Source organism: Xanthomonas sp. NCPPB 1128 (genome assembly GCF_001043115.1).
In the GTDB taxonomy this organism is placed as follows: Bacteria; Pseudomonadota; Gammaproteobacteria; order Xanthomonadales; family Xanthomonadaceae; genus Xanthomonas_A.
Genome location: NZ_LFME01000037.1, coordinates 1 through 24,419, shown reverse-complemented (window position 1 = coordinate 24,419; position 24,419 = coordinate 1). Strand labels below are relative to the sequence as shown.

13 protein-coding genes are annotated in these 24,419 nt (G+C 66.0%); 5 read left to right on the top strand and 8 right to left on the bottom strand.

The genetic code is table 11. The features are described 5' to 3' along the window. Nucleotides 1-7 precede the first annotated feature (7 nt). From ACP93_RS22365 to ACP93_RS18180, 3 genes are all read right to left on the bottom strand, one after another. Complete coding sequence (locus ACP93_RS22365) at nucleotides 8-4,279, bottom strand: RHS repeat domain-containing protein (protein ID WP_228136085.1); 4,272 nt, start codon at nucleotides 4,277-4,279, stop codon at nucleotides 8-10. A gap of 107 nt (nucleotides 4,280-4,386) precedes the next feature. Continuing rightward, on the bottom strand, nucleotides 4,387-8,226 hold the full coding sequence (locus tag ACP93_RS18185; protein WP_048492069.1) for a translocation/assembly module TamB domain-containing protein: 3,840 nt from the start codon (nucleotides 8,224-8,226) through the stop codon (nucleotides 4,387-4,389). Further along, entirely contained in the window at nucleotides 8,223-10,004 is a 1,782-nt protein-coding gene (locus ACP93_RS18180) for an autotransporter assembly complex protein TamA (RefSeq protein ID WP_048492068.1), read from the bottom strand. The genes ACP93_RS18185 and ACP93_RS18180 overlap by 4 nt, the downstream gene beginning before the upstream one ends. 217 nt (nucleotides 10,005-10,221) lie before the next feature. Here ACP93_RS18180 and ACP93_RS18175 point away from each other — a divergent pair, with 217 nt between their 5' ends. Both ACP93_RS18175 and ACP93_RS18170 read left to right on the top strand, forming a co-directional pair. Next, complete coding sequence (locus ACP93_RS18175) at nucleotides 10,222-10,758, top strand: GNAT family N-acetyltransferase (protein ID WP_048492067.1); 537 nt, start codon at nucleotides 10,222-10,224, stop codon at nucleotides 10,756-10,758. Nucleotides 10,759-10,760: 2 nt separating this feature from the next. Continuing rightward, nucleotides 10,761-11,303 carry a DinB family protein gene (locus ACP93_RS18170; RefSeq protein WP_048492066.1) on the top strand — a complete coding sequence of 181 codons (543 nt, stop codon included), beginning with the start codon at nucleotides 10,761-10,763 and terminating at the stop codon, nucleotides 11,301-11,303. A gap of 226 nt (nucleotides 11,304-11,529) precedes the next feature. On the opposite strand, the gene ACP93_RS18165 is transcribed toward ACP93_RS18170, so the two are convergent. Next, on the bottom strand, nucleotides 11,530-12,177 hold the full coding sequence (locus tag ACP93_RS18165; RefSeq protein ID WP_048492065.1) for a YceH family protein: 648 nt from the start codon (nucleotides 12,175-12,177) through the stop codon (nucleotides 11,530-11,532). Nucleotides 12,178-12,425: 248 nt separating this feature from the next. Here ACP93_RS18165 and ACP93_RS18160 point away from each other — a divergent pair, with 248 nt between their 5' ends. Together ACP93_RS18160 and pyrF are read left to right on the top strand one after the other, a co-directional pair. Further along, nucleotides 12,426-13,340: a 5'-nucleotidase, lipoprotein e(P4) family gene (locus ACP93_RS18160; RefSeq protein WP_048492064.1), complete on the top strand. Its 915-nt coding sequence runs from the start codon at nucleotides 12,426-12,428 to the stop codon at nucleotides 13,338-13,340. Next, complete coding sequence (gene pyrF, locus ACP93_RS18155; RefSeq protein WP_048492063.1) at nucleotides 13,337-14,071, top strand: orotidine-5'-phosphate decarboxylase; 735 nt, start codon at nucleotides 13,337-13,339, stop codon at nucleotides 14,069-14,071. The genes ACP93_RS18160 and pyrF overlap by 4 nt, the downstream gene beginning before the upstream one ends. A gap of 193 nt (nucleotides 14,072-14,264) precedes the next feature. On the opposite strand, the gene ACP93_RS18150 is transcribed toward pyrF, so the two are convergent. From ACP93_RS18150 to ACP93_RS18135, 4 genes are all read right to left on the bottom strand, one after another. Further along, nucleotides 14,265-15,782 carry a tryptophan halogenase family protein gene (locus tag ACP93_RS18150; RefSeq protein ID WP_048492062.1) on the bottom strand — a complete coding sequence of 506 codons (1,518 nt, stop codon included), beginning with the start codon at nucleotides 15,780-15,782 and terminating at the stop codon, nucleotides 14,265-14,267. Nucleotides 15,783-15,900: 118 nt separating this feature from the next. Beyond that, on the bottom strand, nucleotides 15,901-18,930 hold the full coding sequence (locus ACP93_RS18145; RefSeq protein ID WP_048492061.1) for a TonB-dependent receptor domain-containing protein: 3,030 nt from the start codon (nucleotides 18,928-18,930) through the stop codon (nucleotides 15,901-15,903). A 90-nt stretch (nucleotides 18,931-19,020) separates the two neighbouring features. Next, on the bottom strand, nucleotides 19,021-20,091 hold the full coding sequence (locus ACP93_RS18140) for a LacI family DNA-binding transcriptional regulator (RefSeq protein WP_048492060.1): 1,071 nt from the start codon (nucleotides 20,089-20,091) through the stop codon (nucleotides 19,021-19,023). Beyond that, nucleotides 20,088-23,153: a discoidin domain-containing protein gene (locus ACP93_RS18135; RefSeq protein ID WP_106407140.1), complete on the bottom strand. Its 3,066-nt coding sequence runs from the start codon at nucleotides 23,151-23,153 to the stop codon at nucleotides 20,088-20,090. Before ACP93_RS18135 ends, ACP93_RS18140 begins: the two co-directional genes overlap by 4 nt. 378 nt (nucleotides 23,154-23,531) lie before the next feature. Here ACP93_RS18135 and ACP93_RS18130 point away from each other — a divergent pair. Continuing rightward, nucleotides 23,532-24,419: hypothetical protein (locus ACP93_RS18130; RefSeq protein ID WP_048492059.1), on the top strand; the 888-nt coding region annotated here is incomplete at its 3' end.

The following is a 24,419-nucleotide window of genomic DNA, read 5'->3' as shown; positions in this document are numbered from 1 at the left end:
GCGACCTTCAACCATTCAACAGCAGCTGATACAGCAATGGCACGATATCCACTGCTGGCCGCTGGTCATGCGTCACGTTCGAAGCCGCGGTGCAGTTGCCGTCCGCCGTGCATGCAGTCACGCGATACGAATAGGTCCCTGCCGGCCTGGCCAACGAGGTCCAGTTGCCCTGGCTGCCGTCATACACCGAGGTCCAGGTGACACCATCCACGCTCTCTTCCACCACATAGCGGGTCGCGCCGGAGACCGGGTTCCAGTTCACGTAGTCCTTGACTGAAGCAAGTTGACCCAGCGGCCAGTCGGCTTCGGCAACCAGGCTGCCGCCCAGTAGGATGTAGTCGGTGGACTTGGACTGGCGCTGATTCTTCTGGAAGCGCAGTGCCCCAGACTGGTCGTACAGCGAGCCGATGTTGCCGGCGCTCTGCAGCGCCAACGTGCGGCGGCCGTTGCCGTCGTAGCGATAGGTCTCCTTGCCGGTCGCCTGGCGCAGGCGGTTGCCGTAATCGAACACGAAGGCCTGGCCATTCTTGTTGCTGAGGTTGCCTTGCGAGTCATAGCTCATGCCGATGACCGTGCTGCCGCCGCAACTGCCGGTCTTGACGTTGGTGAGCTGCCAGTTTGCGTCGTAGCAGTAATAGTGATCACGGCCCGGCGCGACGACGTGGATCAGGTTGTCGAGGACGTCGTAGCTGTAGCTTGCAGGCGTGGAACCGAACATCGCAGACTTGGTGGAAGTCAAGCGATCCAACCCGTCGTAGGTCATGTCGCGATTGCCGCGCCCACCACGACCGGTGGCGCCGTCACTGATCCCGGCGACGTTGCCGTTGGCGTCGTAGTCGTAGCCGTCGCTGAGGAGCGCGATATCACCGTAGGCATCACGGCTGGTATCCGGCAACTGACGCGCGTTCTGCGTCATGGTGTGGACGATGCCGTTGCCGTAGGTGAACTGCTTGATCGCGCCGTTTGGATAGTAGCTTACGCCAGTGACGTAGCTGCCCGCCTGCGTCGGTTGGCCCAGGGCATTGGGCGCGTAATCCACCATCTGTCCCGATGGATACCGGTGCGCGGCAAGATTGCCATTGGCATCATAGGCGTAGCCCAGCGCCCAGGTCTCGCCATCGGCCTGGCCCTGGCTTTCCGCAATAAGCAGGCGGCGCTTATTGTAGGCGTAGCTATTGTAAGTGGCGACGCCGTTATTGGTGGTGGTGATCTGCTTGACCGCCCCATCCGGCCAATAGCTCCAGGCCTGGTTGCCGTTGCCATCCGGGAAGCTCAGCGCCCTGATCCGGTTGCGCACGTCGTAGCTGCGATCGACCCGGCGGCCGGAGGCGAAGGCGGAATCCGCATCGCACGATGTAGTGCTGGGCAACGCCAAGCCCGCCGCACTCCACACCAGATTGCCGGCAGCGTCGTAGCCATTGGCGGTGGCACCGGTTTCCGGTTCCACTGTCTTGCACAGTTGCCGATAGGTGTCGTAGACGTAGCTGCGCGTAACCGCCACGGCGCCGTTGGCGTCGTGGCGGCGGATGGAGAGCGGCTTGCCGAAGATGTCCCGGTTGATGTCGGTGTAGGCCCCTTCGGGATGTTGGATCCAAACGGGCTTCGTGTAGTCAGGTTGGTCGAAGACTTGGTAGCCGGTCACCGTCTGGTTACCACGCGGATCTGTCACCCGCGTCTTATTTCCCTGCAAGTATTCCGTCAGCGTTGTAAGCAACCCCTGCTCGGAATTTTGCGAAACGGAAACTGGCCGACCGAGTACGTCATAGCTTGTCCATTTTCCCGTGGTCAAATTGTCCGAGGCACCAACATAAGAAGCGAAAATCTGCCTACCATCGCTGTCGTAGGCAAATCGCTGAAATCGCTGGGTCGATGCAATGTCGGTAGCATCGTATTCTCTCGTCAAGACCGGCCGCCAGAATGCATCGAGATAGATTTCTCTTCTCGCATTCCCGGTGGTTATTGTTTGCCGCCAATGACCGGCCGCCAGACCATATTCACTGGCATTAACTTGTTCAATCAATCGACTTGTAGCACTCCAAGTGACATTATCATTTGTAGGATATGACGTACCTGCCATCCTCCCCATTATGTCGTATGAATAGCTAGTGATGTAGCCGTTTTCATCCGACCTTGCCGTAATCCAACCATCATCGTTGACTTTAAGCGCAACTGAAGAATTGTCCGCAAAAGTTACTGCTTGCGGCGTGCCTCGCTTCCAGTTAGCGAACCTTGTAACATTTCCATTCGCGTCAGAAACTGTCGCCATAGTGCCGTCTGGGTTGTAACTAAATGACTTCTGCAATTTTCCGTAGCTATATTTTTTAATTAAATTTGCCGTCTCTGCATCGTACTCAAACTCTGATTCTATTATGCCCGTATTAATATTGACTTCTTTTTCTAGCTGGCCCAGCACCCATTTAGAGCGACTGTCCATGTAGTCAATATTATCGCTACGGCTAGTCCAAGGACTTGTACGAGTGAACGAGATCGGCCGGGCCAAATTATCAAATTTCTCAACGGAATAGTAGTACAAGTCGCCATCTTGAAATATTTCCCTCTCCAAGCGAGGAGATATAGATGTGACTTGTTCTTTATTGATATTTTCGAGAAACGTATCGCCGGCGACATTCGGCCAAGGACCGGAGTTTGGTCTAGCATATGCGTATTTTTCAGAGCGAGCCAGGGCTGAGCCCACGTCACCTGAATATGTCTCATATTTCAGAAGAAGACTCTCCGTAGAATCGTAACGATTGCTAAATGTATATCGCGTTATTGATCCGTTTGGCTGCTTCACATCTGTCCACACTGTATCCGTGCAACCAGCGCTACAGTCCTTACTCCAGCTATTCCCGGGGTCAGAATAGCGATAAATCCACTGTTGTTCGTTGACGCCAGGCCCGGACATTTTTTTAGCAACCAAGTCTAGAACGTTATACAAATTTCTTATTTTTACGTAGTTGAACTTGCTGTCTTGATATTGTTTTCCACAATCAAAGGGAACATAGGATCGACCTCTAACAAGCGATCCAATAGTAAAAGTGCCGACGAGCCCAGTGGGGTGGCGGATGACTACTTCGAAAGTATCTGAGGATTTGGAGAAAGAAGAAGCGCAGTCATCCAAGCTATATGCAGAGTAAGACCCCCATTTAGACCCTAGTCCATGGGTTATAAAAGGATTATAAGCTGAATTAGGAGCACTGATGCTCCAGAATGTTTGATCTGGCAAGGTGACTGAAATTAAGGACCCGGGATTTTCTGAATCAGTGCTATACGCGTATCTCCATGTTCTTGATGGAGCATCCGAAGCCTGAATGGTTGCAGAAATAACCCTGCTATTTTTAGACTTTGATGTAAGATTTCTCTGCCATCCGTCCCAGCTTTCATAAGCTAAAGTTAAAGTCCTTCCGTCGCTGGACTGAATCTTGGTCAGATTCCCAGAGGGGTCGTATTCATATGACAGACTATTTCCATAGCGATCCTCGACCCGAGTCGCCATCATTATCGCCATCTGTCTCCCCGCGTCCGTATTGCGAGGCCCCCGTGTTGCATCGGCGTATTCACGGTATATAAGCCAATTCATCCAATACTTCGTCCCCTCGGGAGAGACCACTAAAAATCCTTCTCCAGTTTTATCACTGAAGCTATTGCCACCTGAGTCATTTGCAATATTTGGCAGGCAGGCTACTACCCAATTTTTTTTAGTAACAATGGGGAACTCAAGCTTGCTGCCATCGGCTCCAATCATTTGGGGCACATTCGTATTATTGGGGTCACGCTTTAACAAATCTTGGCGCCCACTTCCAGGTATCTCCAGCTGGTATCCTCCCCACCATTGATCAGCGGTCAGATATACGCTTGAATGGTGTTCTCGCACAACAAAAGAGACATCAGGCGCCCTGCTAAAGTTACTGCAGCGCTTGTTACTAAAGAAGTCATTCTCTGGCACAGTAATTGTGCGAATGCTAGGCACCTCTAGCCACCAATCACCAAAAGCCCGGTCATCAACGAGGTCGTTGGCACTAAGCTCGCGTATCAATTGGATAGGCAAACCAATTCCTGGCTGATCAATATCAGTCTGCCGGAATGAAATCTGACCGGTATATAGATCAACATTCTCACCAAACGGGCTATTCCCAATTGGCTTTAAATCTTGGGAACTGCGAATTCGAGTAACAAATTCATCTTCTGGCGTTACTGCCGAGAGCGCTTCTTTGGTGCCAAGTAAAAACAGACAAAAAAGAAGGGCGATATTACGCCCTCCCTGCCGATGAATGAACATTAATCGCCCCTTTAGCCACCGGCGCGACGCCGACAGTTACATAACTTGCATGGTATTCGAGAAATTTGTCAAGAAAATTTCACGCCTCGACCTCCCCAGTCCAAGCACTACTTCTCCTTCCGCCAATTCACCGACCCACGGTTCTCCACCGTGCTCGATTCCACCTCGGCATCAAAGCCGTGGCCCAGCAGATATTTCAGCGTCAGGACCGAGCCGCTGCCGATCAGCGACACGCCGTAGCTGACGTAGAGTTTCGGCGAGAGGTATTTGCCGAAGCCCACCACCGAACCGCCGAGGGTGCGCGACTGGCTGACGCCGGCGTCGTCGAAGCCGAGCCTGGCGCCGAGTTGCGAGGCGAGCAGGCCGCTGCCGGCCGACAGGGCGCTGGCCGCGGCGGTGACCTGGTCGGCTTCGGCGCTGCTGGTGTTGCTGAGGCTGCGGCCCAGCACCAGGTAGGACATCGCTTCGGATTGCGACATCGACGGGTCCGACCACACGTCCGCATGCGGGGCGGTGGCGCGGCCGGTGACGTCGATGCCGGCGGTGACGTCGCCGACCTGACGCTGCGCGCGGATGTTGATGCGCGGGTCGGAGACGATGTTGTTGCTCCAGGTGAGCTGGCCGCGGGTGATGGTCAGGTCCTGGCCGTACGCCTTGTACTTGCCGCTGACGTCCAGCCCACCGGTGGCGGTGGTTTCGCGGCCCGGCCGCGAGCGCACCTGCATGGCGCCGGTCAGCGCGCCCTTGAGGCCGAAACCGGCCATCTTGACCTGGTCGCCCAGGGTCACCCGCAGGTCCATCTCCAGCGGCGAGGTCGGCGTGGCCTCGGGGTCGGCCGGGTCCAGCACCACCACGTCCTCGGACAGCGAGGTGCCGCGGTCCAGCCGTTCCAGGTCGATGTCGGCCGAGGGCACGGTGACCTGGCCGCTCAGCATCATGGTCTTGTTGGCGATGCCGAACTGCAGGTCGGGATTGGCCACGGCGCGCAGTTCGGCGGTGTTGGACACCAGCACGTTGGTGCCGCGGATGTTCAACTGCAGCGGCGTGCGGTCGCCGTACCAAGATAGGCCGCCGTCGACGTTGAGCGTGCCTTCGCCGGACTTGACCGAGGCGACGATGCGCGCCGAGCCGTCCGGCTGCGCGTCGAAGCGGCCCTTGCCTTCGCTCAGGGTCAGGCCCAGCGCCGGCAGTTCGCCGGTGAAGTTGCTCAGTGTGGCATCGCCGCCCATCGCCGGCTGCGAGCGGGTGCCGCGCAAGCTGACGTGGCCTTCGACCAGGCCCTTGGGCCGCACCAGATCGGGCGAGAACAGCTCCAGCCAGTACAGCCGCGCCATGTTCATGTAGATCTCGCCGGTCAGCGGCGCGTACGCATCCCAGCCGGTGTCGACGGTGGCGTCGACGAAGCCGTCGCCCTGGAAGCCGACGCCGAGCTTGGAGTGGATGTGCTGGGCGCTGAAGTCGGTGACGAAACTGAACTGGTCGTAGCGCAGCAGTTCGCCGCGCGCGTTGTCACCCAGGCGCAAGCCGCCTTCGCGCGAGGCCAGGCGCAGCGAACCCTGCCAGGCGTTGCCGGCTGGCTTGAAGCTGCCGTCGATGGACAGGTCGCCGCGCAGGTACATCTTGCGGCCGTTGCTGGGCGGCAGCCATGGCTGCACCAGGGCCAGCGGCAAGGCGTCGCCGCGCAGGGTCAGGCCCTGCTTCGGCCAGTCGGCAGACACGCACAAGGCGCCGCCACTGCTCGGAGCCAGGCAGCTCTCGGACAGGCTGAAAGCACTGCCGGCCACGCTGAAATTGGCCGCCTGCCGCAGCTGCCATGGTTCGCCCTTGGCCGGTGCGATGCGCAGCGTGTTCAAGGCGCCCTGCCAGCGTGTGCCGTTGCGGCGCACCTGCCCGGCCAGGGCCAGCGCGCCCATGTCGTTCTCGGTCTTGGCATCGAGCTGCAGGTTCTCGACCGCGCCGCGCGCGTCCACGCTCAGCGTCTGCAGCAGCACGCCGGCGTTGATCGCGCTGCCGCGCAGGGCGAGTTCGCCGCCGTTGCCGCGCCAGGGCAGGCGCCCGCGCAGGCTGACGCTGTCGGCGCTGTAGCTGTCCCACTTCAGGCCGCTGCCGGTGAGGTCGGCGGTGAGGTCGGGGGCGTCGCGGCGGCCCTTGATCTGCACGCTGCCGCGCAGGCTGCCGGCGCCGCCGGGCAGCAGGTCGGCCAGTTGCAGCGGCTGCAGTTGCGCGTCCACGTCGAGCTGGTCGCCGACCTTGCCCTGCGCCTGCAGGCGGCTATCGCCCAGGCTCAGTTGCAGCTTGCCCTCGCCCTGGCTGCCCTGCAGGGCGAGCTTGGCATTGGCGTCGAGCGGGCGACTGCGCAGGCGTCCGTTCAAGCCCGGGATATCGAGCGTGGCCTGGTAACCGGCGGCGCTTCCGTCCGGCCGCGCCGGCAACTGCTTGCCCTGCGAGGCGAAGGTGCCGGACAGCTTGCCGTCCCAGCCCGGTGCGAAGTAGCCGGGGTCGAAGCCGGCCAGCGTGCCTTGCACGTCCCAGTTCAACTCGGGCACCCAGGCCACGTTGCCGCCCAGGTCGAGGGTGCCGCTGGGCATGGTCGCGCGCACCTGCTTCAGCTGCGCCTGGCGATCGTCGCCGCGCACGTCCAGCTGCAACTTGGCGCTGTCCTTGCCGCGGGCGACGGTGGCCTCGCCGTAGGTGGCCCATTGCTTCAGCGTGCCGGCCACGCCCAGATTGGCCTCGACCAGCTTGATCGGCACCGCCGGCGCGTCCGGGGTGGACGGATCCGGCGCGGTAGCGAAGCTCATGCCGCTGGCGTTGACCGCGAAGCGCAGCTGCGTGTTATTCGGGTCGCGCAGATCGGCCGTGCCACGCAGGCGCAGTTGCCCGTCGAAGGCGCGCAGTTGCAGCGGCGCGACAGTGAGTACCTGGTTGTCCAGGCTCAGGTGCGAGGGATCGAGCACGAGCTTTTGCCCGTCGCGCGACAGCTCGCCCTGCAGATCGGCATTGCCGCCCTTGCCGTTCGCACGCAGGTCGAACGCCAGTGGCACCGCTGCCGGCGCGTCGTCGGCCGGCGGCACCAGCAGCGACGGATCCAGCGCCTTGCTGCTGGCGGCGAACTCCCACACCGGATCGGTGCGGCCGGTGAACACCAGGGTCACGCGCAGCGGCGCCGGTGCATTGCCGGCGATGGCCACTTCCATCTTGTCCAGGTCGCCGCGCGCGACCAGGCCCAGGCGCGCCGGGGTGCGGCCGCGCGCGGCCGGCAGCACCGCGCTGGCGGTGAGGTCGGCGGTGTAGTCTTGGCCCGGCAGGTAGTCGCCGTTGACGCGGAAATCGCCGCGGTCGCTGTTCACCACCACCTGAGTGGCACGGAACTCGCCGTTTGCCACTTCCACGCCACCGCGCAGCGTGCGGATGTCGATCATCGGCTGCTGCGCCTGGGTGATACGCAGGCCGTCGATGGCGATGCGATCGGCCTGCAGGGCCAGCGGCACTTCGATCTGCGGCAGCGACTGCGGCCAGCGCGGCAACTCGAACGGTTCGTCGCTCTTGGCCAGGTTGAGCGTGGCGTTGGTCAGCTCCAGCGCGTCCAGTTGCAGCTTGCGCCCGAGCAGCGGGCGGATGTCCGGATCCAGGTAGGCGCGTTCGGCGGTGAAGTGGATTTCGTTGTAGCGGAAATCCAGGTTGTGCAGGATCAGTGGCCCGGCCAGCGGCCCTTCGGCTCGCTCCCAGGTCAGGGTGGAGCCGGCCGGCAGCCGCGCCACCACCTGCGCCAGCAGCACGTCGCGCCCGGCCACGGTCTGCAGCAGCCAGTACAGCGCAATCACCGTCAGCAGCACCAGGCCAGCAATGGTCAGCGCCGAGCCCCACCAGAAGCGCTTGCGCCGGTAAAAGCGGGGGCGCCGCGGCGGCGGCGCGGCGGGCGACGTCGGCTCCAGCGGCGCGCTCACAGGTTGGCTCCGATGTTGAGATAGAGCTGGAACTGCGAGTCGGGATCGTTCAAGCCATGGGCGATGTCGACCCGCACCGGGCCCACCGGCGAGCGCCAGCGCAGGCCGAAGCCGACGCCGGTGTGCCAGTCCGGGGTGTCGTCGAAGGCGCTGCCGCTATCGACGAACACCGCACCGCCCCACGGACCGCCCTTGAAGTAATGCTCGTACTCGGCGCTGCCGGTGAGCACATGCTTGGCGCCGAGCGCGAAACGATCCGGCCGCGGCGTGCGCGGGCCGACTTCGCGGAAGGCATAGCCGCGGATGCTGTTGTCGCCGCCGGCGAAGAAGCGCAGGCTCGGCGGCATCGCCACCAGGGCGTCGGTCCAGGTGCTGCCGGCTTCGCCGCGCAGGATCAGGCGATCGTTGTCGCCGATGCCGTGGAACCAGTTCACCCGCATGTGTGCCTGCACGAAGCTGGCATCCGAGCCCACGCCCTCGGCGCCGCCGCGCAGGCTGATGTTGCCGCTGAAGCCCTTGCGCGGGAACACCTTGTCGTCGACGCCGACGTAGTCCGCTTCGATCTGCGGATAGAACAGCGTCGAGGTCTGGTACAGCGCGCCGTCGAACACCTCGTCGGTGGCGTAGCGCCAGCGTTCGCGCAGCGCATTGATCGAGGCGATCGCGGTCCAGTGCTCGTTGATCTGCCCGCTGCGGCTGCCGGTGAGCTTGACGTTGCGCAGGTCGATGTAATCGGTCTGCTCGTCGTAGACGCGCAGCGAGGTGGTGTACCAGCCGTCGAGCCAGCGGAACGCCGGGATCCGGTAGCTGGTGATGAAACTCTTGCGCTTCTGCGCGTAGTCCAGCTGCGTGCTGAGCTTGTGCCCGCGCGCATTGACGTAGCGGCGGTCCACGCCCAGGCGCACGCCGGCGCCGCTCTCGCTACCGTAGCTGAGGCCGGCGGTGTAGATGCTGCGCTTGGCGCGGGTGAGGTTGACGTCCACCGGCACGTCGCCGTTGGCGTCGGCCTCCTCCGGCTTGGGCTGTATGTCGATCACGCTGAAGTAGTCGAGCTTGACCAGCGACTCGCGCAGACGGTCGAGCTTGCCCTCGTGGTAGTAGCTGCCTTCCTTCCAGTACACCAGCGGATCGAACAGCTTCTGGTTGAAGTAGTCCTGGTGGAAGCGGATCGGGCCCATGTTGTAGCGGCGGCCGCTGTCCCAGCTCAGGTCGATGTCGGCGGCGTGGTCGGCGCGGGTGACCTCGACCTTGCGCTGGGTGAAGTCGGCATCGAAGTAGCCGCGCTCGGCCAGGCGCCGGGTGATGGTGACCTTGCTGGTCTCGTAGACGCTGCTGACGAAGATATCGCCCTTGCGCGGGCGGAAGTTCTTCAGGTCGTCGCCCAGGTAGCGGTCGTCCTCGGCCGGGCCGGTGATGCCCACATGGAAATTGCGCACCCGGATCGGCTCGCCCTTGTCCACGTGCACTACCACGGTCACTTTGTCGTCCTGGCGCGGCGCCTCGACGGTGATGGTGGGGGTGAAGTAGCCGAACGGCTCCAGCGCCTGCCGGGTCTGCCGTTCGGCCTGGCTCAGCAGGTACTCCAGGCGCGACTCGCCCTGGTCCTTGCCGATGGCGTCGTACAGCGACAGCGAGACCTGGATGTTCTCGATCATCGCCGCGTCGTCGTCCTTGTTCAGACCCTGGATCTGTACCTTTTCGATAACGCCGCGGGCCTCGGCGAGGCCGGCCAGGGAGAGCAGGGACAGGACGATGGCGAGACGGGGGATGGGTCGCATGGGCGTCAGAATACCGGCACCCCATGTGAAGCTGTTAACTAGACGTTTGTTACGCGTGACCGGGATGTCGGGTGTGGCGGCGTCCGTGCTGGGGTATTTCTTGCGTTCTGGACCCACTGCGTCGAGGCGTCTACGGCAGGAAACGCGGTGTGCCGGTGCCGCTTGCCAAGCCGTGGCGACAGCGCCACGCTGTCGCCACGGCCCACAGGAGCACCGCATGTCCCCCGTGATCGAGACCGCGCGCCTGATACTGCGCCGACTGGACCCCGAGCGCGACGCGGTGCCGATGCTGGCCCTGCTCAACGACCCCGGCTTCCTGGCCCACATCGGCGACCGCGGCGTGCGTGACGAAGCGCAGGCCAGCCGCTACCTCACCGACGGCTCGGTGCGCAGCTACGCCGAACACGGCTTCGGCCTGTATGCGGTGGAGCGCCACGACGACGGCACCTGGCTCGGCGTGGCCGGGCTGGTGCTGCGTCCCACCTTGCCTGCCCCCGACCTGGGTTACGCCCTGCTGCAGCCCTATGCGGGCCATGGCTACGCCAGCGAGGCCGCGCGCGCGGTGCTGGAGTACGCGCGCACCGTGCTCGCGCTGCCGAGCGTCTACGCCATCGTGGCCCCGGGCAATGCGCGCTCGCTGCGCCTGCTCGCCACGCTGGGCTTCGTCGCCCAGGGGCGCGTGCGCCTGAGCCCGGAGGCAGCCGAGGTCGAACTGCACAGTTGCGATCTGCACGCGCCACAGGAGAGCGCCTGAGCATGGACACCTTGCACACACTGCAGCTGTTCGCCGGCTATAGCCAATGGATGAACCAGCGTCTCTACACCGCGGCCGCGACCCTGCCGGACGCCGCGATCACCGAGCCGCGCGGCGCCTTCTTCGGGTCGCTGTTGGGCACGCTCAACCACCTGGTGGTAGCCGACACGATCTGGCTGCAGCGCTTCGCCCAGCATCCGGCGCGGCACCCGGCGCTGCAGGCCATCGCCGCCACGCCAGTTCCCGCCGCCCTGGATGCGCCGCAGGCCGACTGCCTGGCGGACCTGCGGATGCAGCGCGAGGCGCTGGATGCGACGATCGCCGAGTGGATGTCGCAACTGCATGCCGACGACCTGGACGTGGCGCTGCGCTATCGCAACACCCGCGGTGAATCACATGGGCGGCGCTTCGGCGACCTGCTGCTGCATTTCTTCAACCACCAGACCCACCATCGCGGCCAGGCGACCACCTTGCTCAGCCAGGCGGGTGTGGATGTCGGCGTGACCGATATGCTGGCGGTGATTCCGCAGGTGGAGGCGGAGTGATCCTGCGATCGCGGGGCCGCTGCGTTTGATGAGCGCACTGGTACTTTAGGACACCTCTGGTGACGCGCCTTTGTTGTGGCTTTGCGGGGTCTGTCTCCGCGATCGTAGGAGCGGCTTCAGCCGCGATGAGCTTTACCGGGAACGCCCGGTCGCGGCTGAAGCCGCTCCTACAAGTGCGTCTTCGTAGTTAACTAAAGGCTCCCTTTCGAGACACGCCTGCACAGCTTCACTCGGACTCGTGCTGCGCCTGCAACTGCGCCACGATCTCGCGCAGCTCCGCCACCTCAGCCTCCAGCGCCTGCACCCGGCCTTCCAACTCGTCGTGGCCCGAGGCGCTCGGCCGCGCCTTGAATGTGGCGGCCAGCGCCTCCGCGTCCACCGGACCGGCAAGCAAGTGCATGTAACGGTCCTCGCGCTGCCCGCTGGCACGTGGCAACTGCACCGCCAACTGACGCTGCGCCAGCCGTTCCAACTGATGGCGGACGTCATCCGCATCGGCGAAGCGCGCCATGCGCTCGGCACGCGTCAGCAACTCATTGACCGTCTGCGGGCCGCGCAACAGCAGCAGGCCGAGCAAGGCCACCTGCTGCTGGGTCAGATCCAGCGCCGACGCCAACCGATGCTCATAGCGCTCGGCGCGCGAGGAGAACTGTTGCCGCACCAGCCCGCGCCCCTCCAGTTGCCGCAGCGCATGCTGCACATCGCCCGGGCTCAGGGTCATCACCGGCTCGCGCGAGGTCTTCTGGTTGGCCGCCACCACCGTCGCATTGACCGTGAGCGGATACGCATCCGGCGTGGTCGCCTCCTTCTCGATCAGGCAGCCAAGTGCGCGGGCTTCGATGGCGGAGAGGACAGGGACGGCAGTGTCGGTCATCGTGCGGGCTTCTGGCGTGCGTGAGGCAAAGCATACTGCTGGAGCATTGCGGTTCGGTATCGGTGATGAATGGACATCGCAATCGCACAATGCTGTTTGCGGCGCCATACGGATGTCACGAATTCCCGAAGGAAAGCGACGGGAGTGTGTGCATGGTGAGCGAGAGCGCCTGCCGCCGGCGCGTCGTGCGCCACTGTCATCGCAACGGGCTAAAATCGGCAATTCATTTGCCTAGGTTGCCACGCCCGATGACGCCGATCGCCCGCACCGCACTGGCCTGCGCCGTGCTCGCCCTGTCCGCCTGCAAGCCGCAGGCGCAGGTCGCCGACCCTGCCGCCAAGCCGGCCGCCACGGCAGCCGCCACCACGCCCGCAGCTGCCACGCCGGGTGCGGCCGACGACAACCTCAACGCGGTGCTGTGGATGCAGCGCTCGGCCGAGTACCAGGCCCTGGCCGAGCAGACCTATCGCGCCGCCGCCGACCGCCTGGATGCGGCGCTGAAGGAACCGAACTGGGACGCGCTGGTGCCGGAGGAGCGCGGCAACGCCGCCACCGGATTGAAGCCGGCGGTGGTGATGGACGTGGACGAAACCGTGCTGGACAACTCGCCGTACCAGGCGCGGCTGATCCGCAACGGCAAGGAGTACGACGAGGTCACCTGGGACCAGTGGGTCGCCGAGAAGAAGGCCAAGCCGATTCCCGGCGTGGTCGATTTCGCCAAGACCGCCACCGCCAAGGGCATCACCGTGCTGTACGTGACCAATCGCGCCGTGCACCTGACCGACGCGACCCTGGCCAACCTGCGCAGCGCCGGCCTGCCGGTGGCCGACAACAGCGTGCTGCTGGGCCTGGGCACAGTGGTCAAGGATTGCGAACAGAACGGCTCGGAGAAGAACTGCCGGCGCAAGCTGGTCGGCCAGCAGTACCGCGTGCTGATGCAGTTCGGCGACCAGCTCGGCGACTTCGCCCAGGTCGTGGCCAACACCCCGGAAGGCCGCGCGCAGTTGCTGCAGCAGTACCACGACTGGTTCGGCGAGCGCTGGTGGATGCTGCCCAACCCCAGCTACGGGTCCTGGGAGCCGGCGCTGTTCAACAACGACTTCACCCAGTCGCGGGCCGCGCGCCACCAGGCCAAGGTGCAGGCGCTGGAGCTGGCGCAGTGAGCCGCGCGCCGCTGGCGCTGGCGCCGCACGAGCGCCTGATCTTCGCCCTCGACGTGCCCGGGCGCAGCGAGGCGCTGAAGTGGATCGAGCGGCTCGGCGATGCGGTGGCGTTCTACAAGATCGGCATGGAACTGCTCGCCTCGGGCGAATATTTCGACGTGCTGGACACGCTGGCAGGGCGCGGCAAGCGCGTGTTCGTGGACCTGAAGTTCTTCGACATCCCGGCCACGGTGGGCGGGGTGATCCGCCGACTGTCGCAGTGGCCGGTGGACTACTGCACCATCCACGGCTGGCACCCGGCGATGATGCAGGCCGCGGCCGAGGCCAACGGCAGCGACATGCGCCTGCTGGCGGTGACCGTGCTGACCTCGATGGGCCGCGCCGACCTGGCGTCGATGGGCATCGACCGCGCGCCTGAGGACGTGGTGGTGGAGCGCGCGCTGGCCGCGCAGGCCGCCGGCATCGACGGCGTGATCGCCTCCGGCCAGGAAGCGGCGCCGATCCGCCGCGCCACCGGCGCCGGCTTCTCCATCGTCTGCCCCGGCATTCGCCCGGGCGGCCCGGTCGGCGACGACCAGCAGCGCACGGTGGGCGTGGCCCAGGCCTTCGCCGACGGCGCCGATGCGATCGTGGTCGGCCGGCCGATCCGGCAGGCTGCCGATCCGCGTGCGGCCGCCGAGGCGATCCAGCGGGAGATCGCGGCGACGCTGGCTGGCGGCGCCACTCGCTGATGTCAAATCAATAACTTAAGCAATAGATCCTAAAGCATTGCTTTAGCTTCGGCATGCCGGTAGCATGCCCAGCGTCCGGCTCTGCCGGAGATGTGCCATACCGTTCTCCGGCTTCGGTCGGATTTGAAGAGGCCCGCGCCTGGTGCGCGTGGCCTCTTTTTTTGTGCTCGCGTTTGGTGGCCGCGTGGCGCGCTCAGGCGGGCCGCGCCGCGCAGTAGCGGTCGATGAAGGCCTGGTGCGGCGGCATCGCATCGGCGCAGTGGCCGATGGTCTGCTCGACGCTGGCCATGAAGCGCTCCAGATCGGCCTGCGGCACCTGGTCCACCAGCGGGTGGTAGGCGCGCGGCAGGATGCCCTGCCCGACCATCACCTGCACCCAGCTGATCTCGGCGAACATCTCATCACCGTTGCGGTAGAAGCGGCCGCTGTCGCGGAACAGGTCGAGCGTCTCCTGCAGCTCCGGGGTGATCGGCATGCTGCGGCAGTGCCGCCAGAACGCGCTGTCGTCGCGCTCGGTGGCGTGGTAGTGCAGCAGCAGGAAATCGCGGATGCGGTCGAACTCGAAGGCGATGCGCTCGTTGTAGCGCCGCACCAGCACCGGGCTGATGCCCTCGCGCGGGAACAGTTCCAGCAGCTTGGAGATGCCGGACTGGACCAGGTGGATGCTGGTCGATTCCAGCGGCTCCATGAAGCCGCTGGCCAGGCCCAGCGCGACCACGTTGCGGTTCCACACCTGCTTGCGGCGGCCGGTGACGAAGCGCAGCGGACGCGGATCGGCCAGGGCCGGGCCGTCGAGGTTGGCCAGCAGCGTGGCCGCGGCCTCGTCGTCGCTGATGTGCGCGCTGCAGTACACGTAGCCGTTGCCGGTGCGGTGCTGCAGCGGGATGCGCCACTGCCAGCCGGCCGCGCGAGCGGTGGCGCGGGTGTACGGCGTGGGCAGGCCGACCTTGGCGCAGGGCACCGCCAGCGCGCGGTCGCAGGGCAGCCAGTGGCTGAAATCGTGGTAGCCGGTGTGCAGCGCCTGCTCGATCAGCAGGCCGCGGAAGCCGGAGCAATCGATGAACAGGTCGCCGGCGATCGCCTCGCCCGAGGCCAGCCGCACCGAAAGCACGTCGCCCGATTCCGGATGCAGCAGCACCTCCTCGACAATGCCTTCGCGTCGGCTCACCCCGCGCTGCTCGGCGTAGCCGCGCAGGAAGCCCGCATACAGCGCCGCATCGAAATGGTAGGCGTAGGCGATGTTGGCCAACGGCGAATTCGGCGGCACGTCGGTGGCCGAGGTCATGAAGCGGTCGCGCTTGGCGGCGACGGTGTTGAGCGTGTAGGCGCCCAGCGGCCTGGCCTTGCCGGCCAGCGCCTGCTTGAACCAGTACTGCTGGAACGGCAGCAGCCCGAGCGGATGCCCGATCTCGCTGCCGAAGCCATGCACGTAGGAGGTGCCTGGGCGCTGCCAGTCGGCGAACTCGATGCCGAGCTTGAAGCTGCCCTGGGTGTGGCGCACGAACTCGGCCTCGTTGATGCCGAGCAGGTTGTTGAAAGCCTTGATGTGCGGCACGGTGGCCTCGCCGACGCCGACGATGCCGATCTGCTCGGACTCGATCAAGGTGATGCGGTAGTCGGGGCCCAGCACACGTGCCAGCGCGGCAGCGGCCATCCAGCCGGCAGTGCCGCCGCCGACGATGACCAGATTGCGAAGAGGGGCGGCGATCATGCGTGCATGGTCCTGTACCAAAGAAAGGGGCGACCGCAAACGCGGACGGGGCCACGCGGCCCCGTCCGTTGAAACCCCACGCGCGCCGGTCGGGCACGCGCGTGGGTCATGCAGTGGATCAGAACTTGGCGCCGATCTCGAAGGTCACGGTGCGCGGGACGTACATGATGTCGCCGGTCTTGTTGATGGCGATGTTCGGATCGTAGCGGCCATTGCTGCCGAAGTCGTTGTAGACGTACGTATTGTAGTTCTTGAAGTTGAAGGCATTGAGCAGGTTCACGCGCGCCGACAGCTTGAAGTCGTTGTAAACGGTGAAGTCCTTCGACGCCTGGAAGTCGACCGTGCGATAACCCCAGATCTTGCCGCCGACCAGGAACTTGCCGTTGCCCGGCGGGACCGCAGCGACCTGCTGGCAGGTCGCACCATCGGGATCGGTCTTGCCGTAGCAAGCGATGGTGTTGATCGGTTCCGGCGTGGCCAACACCAGCTTGGCACCGAAGGTCATGCCCCACGGGCCGTCGATCGAGCCAGAAGCGACGAAGCGGTGGCCCGCCACGGCGTCGGACTTCACGAACGGATAGTCGTGGATGGTGGCCTTGTCGAAGCCGAAGGGCTCGTCGATGTTGCGGTTCTGACGCGCATTGGTGTGCGTGTAGGACAGGGTCAGGCCCCAACCAGATTCCTTGGTGTAGGGCTTCTCCGCCGACAGCAGCACCTGGGTGGTGCGCTGCTCCAACCCATTCATGCCGATGATGGTGTTCTTGTAGCCCGGCACCGGCTCGCCCCACGGCGCGCTGCCGTTCTGGAAGTACGCGCCGTTCGGGTAACGGTTGATCAACGACATGGCGAAACCGTCGTAGCTCAGGTTGCGCTGCACGGTCACGTCGGTCAGCCAATCGCCCACCTGGTTGCTGATGCCGATGCTGTACTGGTCGCTGTACGGGGTCTTCAGATGGTTGTTGAACATGAACAGCTCGCCGCTGCCGCTGACGCCGGCGATGGCATTGAGATTGTCCATGCCGTTGAGGTACTTCGGATCCCAAGGCACGCACACGCGATCACTGCGGTAGCACTGGCCGGTGACGGGATTCTGGAAGAACACCGCGACCGGCGACAGCGCTGCCTTGCTGGTCTCGTAGGCCATCTGCTCGAACAGATTGCGGTCGTAGGACCGCCCGGCACCGCCATGCAGCACGGCGGACTGGTCACCGAAGAAGTCGTAGGAGAAGCCCAGACGTGGCTGCCACGCATCCTTGAAGTTCTTGCGGTTGTGGCCGTTGCTGATGTAGTCGGCGGCATTGACGCCACTCGGCAGCAGGCGGTTGGCCCAGGGCTGGCCCGGATTCGCAGGGTCGTTGGAATACAGCGCCTGGACGAAGGCCGGCGAGGTGACGAAATCGGTGTAGGCCGGGTTGTCCTCGTAATCCCAACGCATGCCGATATTCAGCATCAGCTTGTCGTTGACCGCCCAATCGTCCTGCAGGTAGATGCCGTACTGCTTGGCCTTGGTGGAAACGATCGCGCTCTGGCCCGGAGTGGCGTACGGCGAATAGAAGTCCACGCGATAGGGCGTGGAGGCCACACCGCTGGCGCCGACCGAATAGCTGAACTGCGGGTTCAAGGACGCGGCATCCTGCGCCGTCAGCTTGATGTCCTTGTAGTTCACGCCCATCTTGATGGTGTGGTCACCATGCCACTGGAAGCTGGTGAAGGTCAGGTCGTTCTGCAGCGACCAGCCTTCCTGTTGACGCTTCTGCACACTCGCGCCACCGGCCGGTCCAGTGGACAGGAAGTTGTACTCGCCGATGTTCGGATCGGTGTAATCCAGGTAGTTGTAGATGACGCCGTTGCCCGTGCTCATCGGCAACGGATCGTTGCGGCCATCCTCGCGGCTGACGATCAACTCGTTGTACCAAGCATCGGCACTATGCGCCCAACGCAGCGCGACGCGCTTGTCTTTGTTGATCTTGTCGAGACCGTGATCGGTGGCGTTCTGCCCACCAACGTTGTCGGTCTGGGTCTCGTCGCGAACCTGCGCGCTCAGTTCGAAACGGTCGCGGTCAGTCGGCTCGAAGTCGATCTTGCCGAAATACAGGTCTTCGGTGAAGGGGAGATTCGCCGCGCCGTACTGGCTAGACAAGTTCGCTGGCAGGAAGCCGACATATGGCGCCGCCTTGGCGTCGGGATAGATCGTGCGTGGCACGACGTTGTCCTTGCCTTCATAGGCGAAGAAGAAGTGCATGCGGTCCTGCAGGATCGGACCGCCGATCGCGAAGCCATACTCCTTGGTCTGCGAGTCCACTTTGTTGCCGGTCGCTTCTTCGGCCGGGCTCTTGTCGCGCAGATCCTGATCGGTATAGCGGTAGAACACCTCGCCGTGGAACTCGTTGGTACCTGACTTGGTAGCCGCGGTGACCGCCGCGCCGCTCACTTGGCCGAACTCGGCCTTGTAGTTGGAGGTGATGACCTTGTACTCGCCGATCGCCAGCTGCGGAAACGGGTTGCCCTGGCTGTCGTTCTGGCCGGCGATACCGCCCTTGGCCACGTAGCTCTTCTGGCTGACGCCGTCGATGTAGAGATTGCCGGCGCTGCTGTTGGAGGCACCACCGCGTAGCGTGGTGTGACCCTGCGAATCGATCTGGAACACCATGCCTGGCACGGTGTCGGCGAACTCCAGGAAGTTGCGCGTGGCCTGCGGCAGCTGCTCGATCTGGTGCAGCGAGACCACGTTGCCCACTTCCGAGGTCTTGACGTCCTTCAGCAGCGGCGCGCTGACGGTAATGGTGTCCAGGGTGGTCGCGTTACCGCCGGCCGCCGGGGTCCCGGCGTCGAGATCGACCGTGGAGGAAGACGCCACCTGCAGGGTCACCGTCTTGGTCACGCCGTTGGCCTCGACCTTGTAGGTACCCGGCGGCAGGCCGACCACAGTGTAGCTGCCGTTGGCGGCGACCGGCGCGCGGCGCACCGAGCCGGTGGCGATGTTGGTGACGGTGACTTCGGTGCCGGCCTGGGCGGCGGCGACCTGACCGCGCAGGGTCGCGTTGCTGGACTGGGCCATCGCCGGCATCGTGGCGAACAGGCAGGTGGCCAGCGCGCAGCACAGCAGGCTGCGTGCGGGCAGGTTGGAGGCGGAACGCGGTTTCTTCATGACAAAAGCCCTCCCAGGGCGGTAAACGGGATCATTGTTGTGTTCTTCTAGGTGGTGCAAAAAACGACATCGGTGCTGCATGCGTCGGTGTCAGTCCATGGCGGTCCCTCGCTGGGCACTGGAAGCACGAACGATCAGTTGCGGGGCGATCGCGCTGGCCGACGCTGCCGATGCCGCGGACGGCGCCGGTGCGGCATGCGGCTCCAGCGCGGCGAGCAGCAGCTGCATGGCGCGGGCGCCGAAGCCGGCGATGTCCACGCGCATGGTCGTCAGGGCCGGATGCACGTAGCGTGCCATCGGCACGTCGTCGAAGCCGGCCAGGGCGATGTCCTCGGGTACGCGCAGCCCGGCGTGGGTGAAGGCGAACAGGCAGCCCAGCGCCATCATGTCGTTGGCGGCGAACACCACGTCCGGCCGCTGGCCCTGCAGCAGGGCTTCGCCGGCGCGGTAGCCGGAGGCCTCGTCGAAGGCGCCGGGCAGCACCAGCGGTGCCACCTGCGGGCAGCGCTCGCGCAGTTCGTCGCGGTAGCCGCGCAGGCGTTCGCGCGCATCGAAGTTGTCGTCCGGCCCGGCGATGAAGGCGATGCGGCGGTGGCCCACGTCCAGCAGGTGGCGGGTCATGGCGCGCGCGCCGCCGTAGTTGTCGACGTTGAGCACCTGCGCCTCGCCAATGCGCTCGGCGCAGTTCATCAGCACCGCCGGCAGCGTGCCGGGCAGCATGTCGGCCGGGTCCTCGGCATCGCTGGCCAGGGACGGCGACATGATCAGCAAGCCGTCGACGCGCCCGGGCATGCGCCGCACCGCCAGCCGCTGCTGTTCCGGTTCGCCGTGGTAGCTGGACACCAGCAGGTGCAGGCCGCGCTCGCGCGCCACCGTATCGATGCCGCGGATCAGCTCGGAAAAGAACTCGCCGTGCAGGTCCGGCAGCACCACGCCGATGGTGTGGGTGCGGCGGCTGCTCAGGCTGCGCGCGGCGTGGTGCGGCACGTAGTGCAGGGTGCGCGCGGCTTCCAGCACCCGCGCGCGCACGGTTTCGGCCACGTGCTGGTGGCCGTTCATGGTGCGCGAGACGGTGGCCACCGACACGTTGGCCAGGCGCGCCACGTCCTTGATGGTGATGTTGGCGCGCGGATCCGGCGCCGGGACGGGGGGCGGGCTCACCAGCGTGCCTCCAGGGTCCGGAACGGCTTGGACAGAGTGACGCCGCCGGCGTCGTACTGCTCGATCCGGCGGCCGTCCACGCGCACCTGGGTCGGCCGGGTGCGCGAGGGCCATACCACGCGCACGGCGCTGCCGGCGCGCAGGCCACTGTCGAGCTCCACCCGCAGCCGCCCGTCGCGCTGGCGCGCGCGCAGGCCGAGCGTGCCGTAGGCGGTGGGCAGGCGCTGCACGGCCAGGCCGTCGTCGGCCAGCCAGGCCGGCGGCACGCCGGGCAGCAGCACCAGCGCGTCGTCGCCCTCGTGCATGAGCATGCCGAACAGGGTGCGGGCATACTCGGCGCCGATCCAGGTATGCGGCATGTCGCCGAGGTAGCGCGGGAAGCGCAGCCGCGACTGCACCACCTCGGCCAGCACCTGCCATTCGAACGGGCGGCGGTCGCGCAGCAGGTCCTGCAGCAGCTCGTCGGCCACCTGCGGCTGGTCCAGATGCACGTAGGTCAGTACGTTGCGCATCTCGTACGGGGTGTAGGCCCACAGCGCGTTGGGCTGCTTGCGCTGGCGCACGTCCTCCAGGTAGCGCGCGAAGGTGGTGCGCAGCGCCGCCTCCGGCAGCAGGTCCTGCTGGCCAGTGGGATCCAGCGCGATCGAAACGCTGGTCGGGTCGCCGTCGCCCAGGTCGGCCGCGGCGGGAATGTAGTCCGCGCCCTTCCAGGCCATGGTGGCGCGGATGGACGCGGCCAGCGAGGTGCGCAGCGCGGCGTACTGTTCGCGCGCCCAGGCGGCGGTGGCGGCATCGCCCAGCGATTCGGCCAGCCAGGCGCCGTCGTGCCAGCCCTTCAACGCCCAGTAGTCGTCCCAGTAGCTGTGGGTGGGGCTGGAATAGCCTTCGTGGCTGATCGACGGGGCGAGGATGCCGCGGAAGCGTTCCGGTGCCGGCTGCTCGGCCATGTAGCCGGGCACCAGGGTGCGCTCGCGCAGTTCCTGCAGGAACTGCATCGCCAGCTTCACCTTTGGCAGGTAGGCGCGCACGCTCTCCGGGCCGCCGTCCAGCCGCGCCACGTCGGCGACCAGGGTGATGTACTCGCCCTGGCTGTCGTACTCCAGGTCCGAGCCGAAGCCGTCGTTGACGCTGCCGTCGTCGTTGAGGATCGGCGAGACCAGCCCGTTCGGATGCACCGCGTGGTCGCTGTACCACTGCAGATAGTCGCGCGCGACCTGCGCCTGGCCCATGCGCAGCAGGATCGCCGAGGTGGCCATGCCGTCGCGAATGAAGGAGCGGTTGTAGTTGCGTGGCCCCGGCTGCATCGCCGGGCCGGTCTGGTTGATCAGCATGTACGCGGCCTGCGCGCGCAGCATGTCCACCAGGCTGGCGTCGGGCAGGCGCAGGCCGACATTGCCCAGGCGCTGCTGCCAGTCCGTGGAGACCTGCTCGGCCAGCACGTCGAAGCTGCGGCCCGCGTCGCCGCGGCCGGCGGCGAGCAGGGCGTCGCGGTCCAGCGGCGGCGCCGGTGGCAGGCGGCCCTGGGCGTCGGCGCTGGCGGTGCCCAGCGGGAACGCCAGCACCACGTCCTGTTGCGCACCCGGCGCCAGGCGCACCGTGTAGTTCAGCATCGCCGCGGCCAGGCCGTCGGCATCGCTGGCCTGGCGCTGCGCCGGCAGCGTGCCGGCGGCGACGTGGCGGGTGATCTCGGTGGCGCCGTTCGCGCCGAACGCCTCGGCGCCGCCGCCGCTGGGCGCGCTCAGCGAGGTCAGCAGCGCGCGGCCGTTGACCTGCACGGTGCCGCCGTCGACGGCGATGGCGTGGATCGGCGACAGGCCGCCGTTCTGCCACGGCGGATTCATCTGCATCGGCCGCACCAGCAGCGACAGGGTGCCGCTGACCGGGGCGGTGCCGGTGTTGCGCAGGCGATGGCGCAGCAGCGTCACCGGCTGGCCGTCGCGTTCGATCGCGAAGGTCTCGCTGCGCAGTTCCAGCCCCGGCTGCGGCGACCAGCGCACCGACGGCATCGGCTTCCAGCCGTCGCGCAGCGCGTGGGTCAGGGCATGGCCGTCGGCGCCGGCGCTGGTGCCGGAGGCGTCGCGCCACAATGGCTGCACCAGCGGCGCGCCCTTCCACGCCTCCAGGTTGCCGTACTCGTCGAAGATCGATTTCTGCCGGCCGGCGTGGATGCCGACCGCGGTCCAGTAGGTCTGCTGCATGTGCAGCGAAGCCGGGAACAGCGCGCGCGTGGCGCCGCGCTGCGCGGCGACCTGGTAGCGCTTCATCGGCGTCATCACCGCCTTCGGCCCCAGCAGGCGCAGGCGCGCCAGGGTCGGTGCGACGCCGCCGGGCGCGGCGTCGACGCGCAGGCGCAGCGCGCGCAGCGACAGCGGCGCGGTGCCGGCCAGGTAGGCGCTGTCGCTGTCGCCGGCCTGCGGGTCGTCGGCCAGCGTGCGCCAGCGGCCCGCGGCGTCCTGCGCCTGCAGCTGCGCCGCGCCGTGCGCACCGGCGAACTCCACGATCAGGATGGCGCTGTCGAACGCACGCGGGAAGGCGATCTCCAGTTGCCGCGTCTGCGTGCCCATGCCCGGCATGGTCACCGTGGCGCCGCCCTGCCACAGTGCGGCAGCGTCGGCCGCGGACACGCCGCGCAGCTGCGCAGCAGCCGCGCCCAACGGCTCCATTTCGTAGATCGATACGCCCCAGTCGGCGCTGCGCGCGGGCGCGGCCAGGCGCAGGTAGCGGGCCAGGTGCGGCGCGAAGAACACGGTCTCGGTACCGCCCAGCGAATCGGCCATCGTGTAGACCGTGTCCCAGCGCTGGCCATCGCGCGAGGTCTGCAGCAGAAAGCCTTCCGGATTGGAGGTGTCCCACTGCAGGCGCACGCCGCCGACCTGCGCGGCACGGCCCAGATCGATCTGGAACCAATGCCCGGGGCTGAAGGCGCCGGCGGTACGGGTGCTGGCGTCGCCGTCGATCAGATAGCCGATCGCCTGCGCCTTGACCTGCTTGGAGGAACTGGACGCCTGCCATTGCGCACGCGGCGGCAGGCGGCCGTCCTGCGCCTGCACCGGGGCCGCCATCGCAAGTCCGCACAGGACTGCAGACAACACCCAGGCGCAGCGGCGCGCGCCACCGTGACCGAGCACTCGGATGATCTCTGACGAATATCGCACTGGGTCCCCCGGCCAGCACCGCCTCAATCGAGGTGGGCGGACGTTAGCAGCAACTGCAAGCGGTTACATGATGCGTTGCAACATCCGCAATCCACTGGCACATCTCGCCATAGGCCGACATGCCTGTCCCGAGGGTCCCACGCCGGGTCATGAAATGTCCTGCCGCGACAAACCCGCCCCTCAATGCCGGCCGGTCGCCTCCCCGCGCCGACGCCCCGCCCGGCTTGCCGGAATCGCCCGCGCCCAGCAAGATGCGGGACGTTTTGGGGAACGAGCCCGCACCGTATGTCGCCCTGCCCGACCCGGGTCATCTCCTCGCGCGCGCTGTGCGTCCTGCTGTTGGCGATGCTCGCCCTGGCCGCGGGCGGATGCAAGCGCACGCCCGCCGAACTGCCCGGCGCCAGCGCCGAACCGGCTGCAGCGGTGCGCACGCTGGCGCACGCGCTGCAGCGCAACGACCTGCTCGGCTATGCCCACGCTGCGGTGCCGCCGGCCCAGTACCAGCGCCTGCAGCAGGCCTGGAGCGAGGACCGCAGCCGCTGGCCGCTGACCGAACTGCCGCTGGCCGAACGCCTGCCCGAGGTGCTCGACACCCTCGCCGCGCCGGATGCCGAGCGCCAGCTGCAACGCGCCTTCGATGCGCAGTTCGGCGGCCAGGCCGCCAGCCTGAAGCAGGCGGCGCACTCGCTGGGCCTGTTCGGCGTGCAGTTCCTGCGCAACCAGGGCCACTACACCCCCGAACAGCGCGGCCACTATGTGCAACTGGTGCAGGCGCTGAGCGCCTGGGCCGCGCGCGCGCCGTTGTCCGAGCGCAAGCGCGCCCAGGCCGCGATCGCGCGGCTGTGCGCGGGCGCGCGCCGCACCGGCGTGCGCAGCGATGCCGACCTGCGCACCCTGGGCATGGACGAGAGCCTGCGCCGGCTGGGTCCGTTCCTGGCCGATCTCAAGGCGGTGCTGGCCGACTACGGCCTGGACCTGGACGCCAGCGCCGGTGCGCTGCGCACCGGCCTGGTGAACCAGCAGGGCGACCAGGCCGTGGTGCGCATCCAGTACCCGCTGGACGGCGAACAGATCGCCACCACCGCGGTGCTGGTGCGCCGCGACGGGCACTGGTATCTGCGCGACACCCTCAGCGAGGTGGATGCAGTGCTGGCGGCCAGCGCCGGCCCCGCC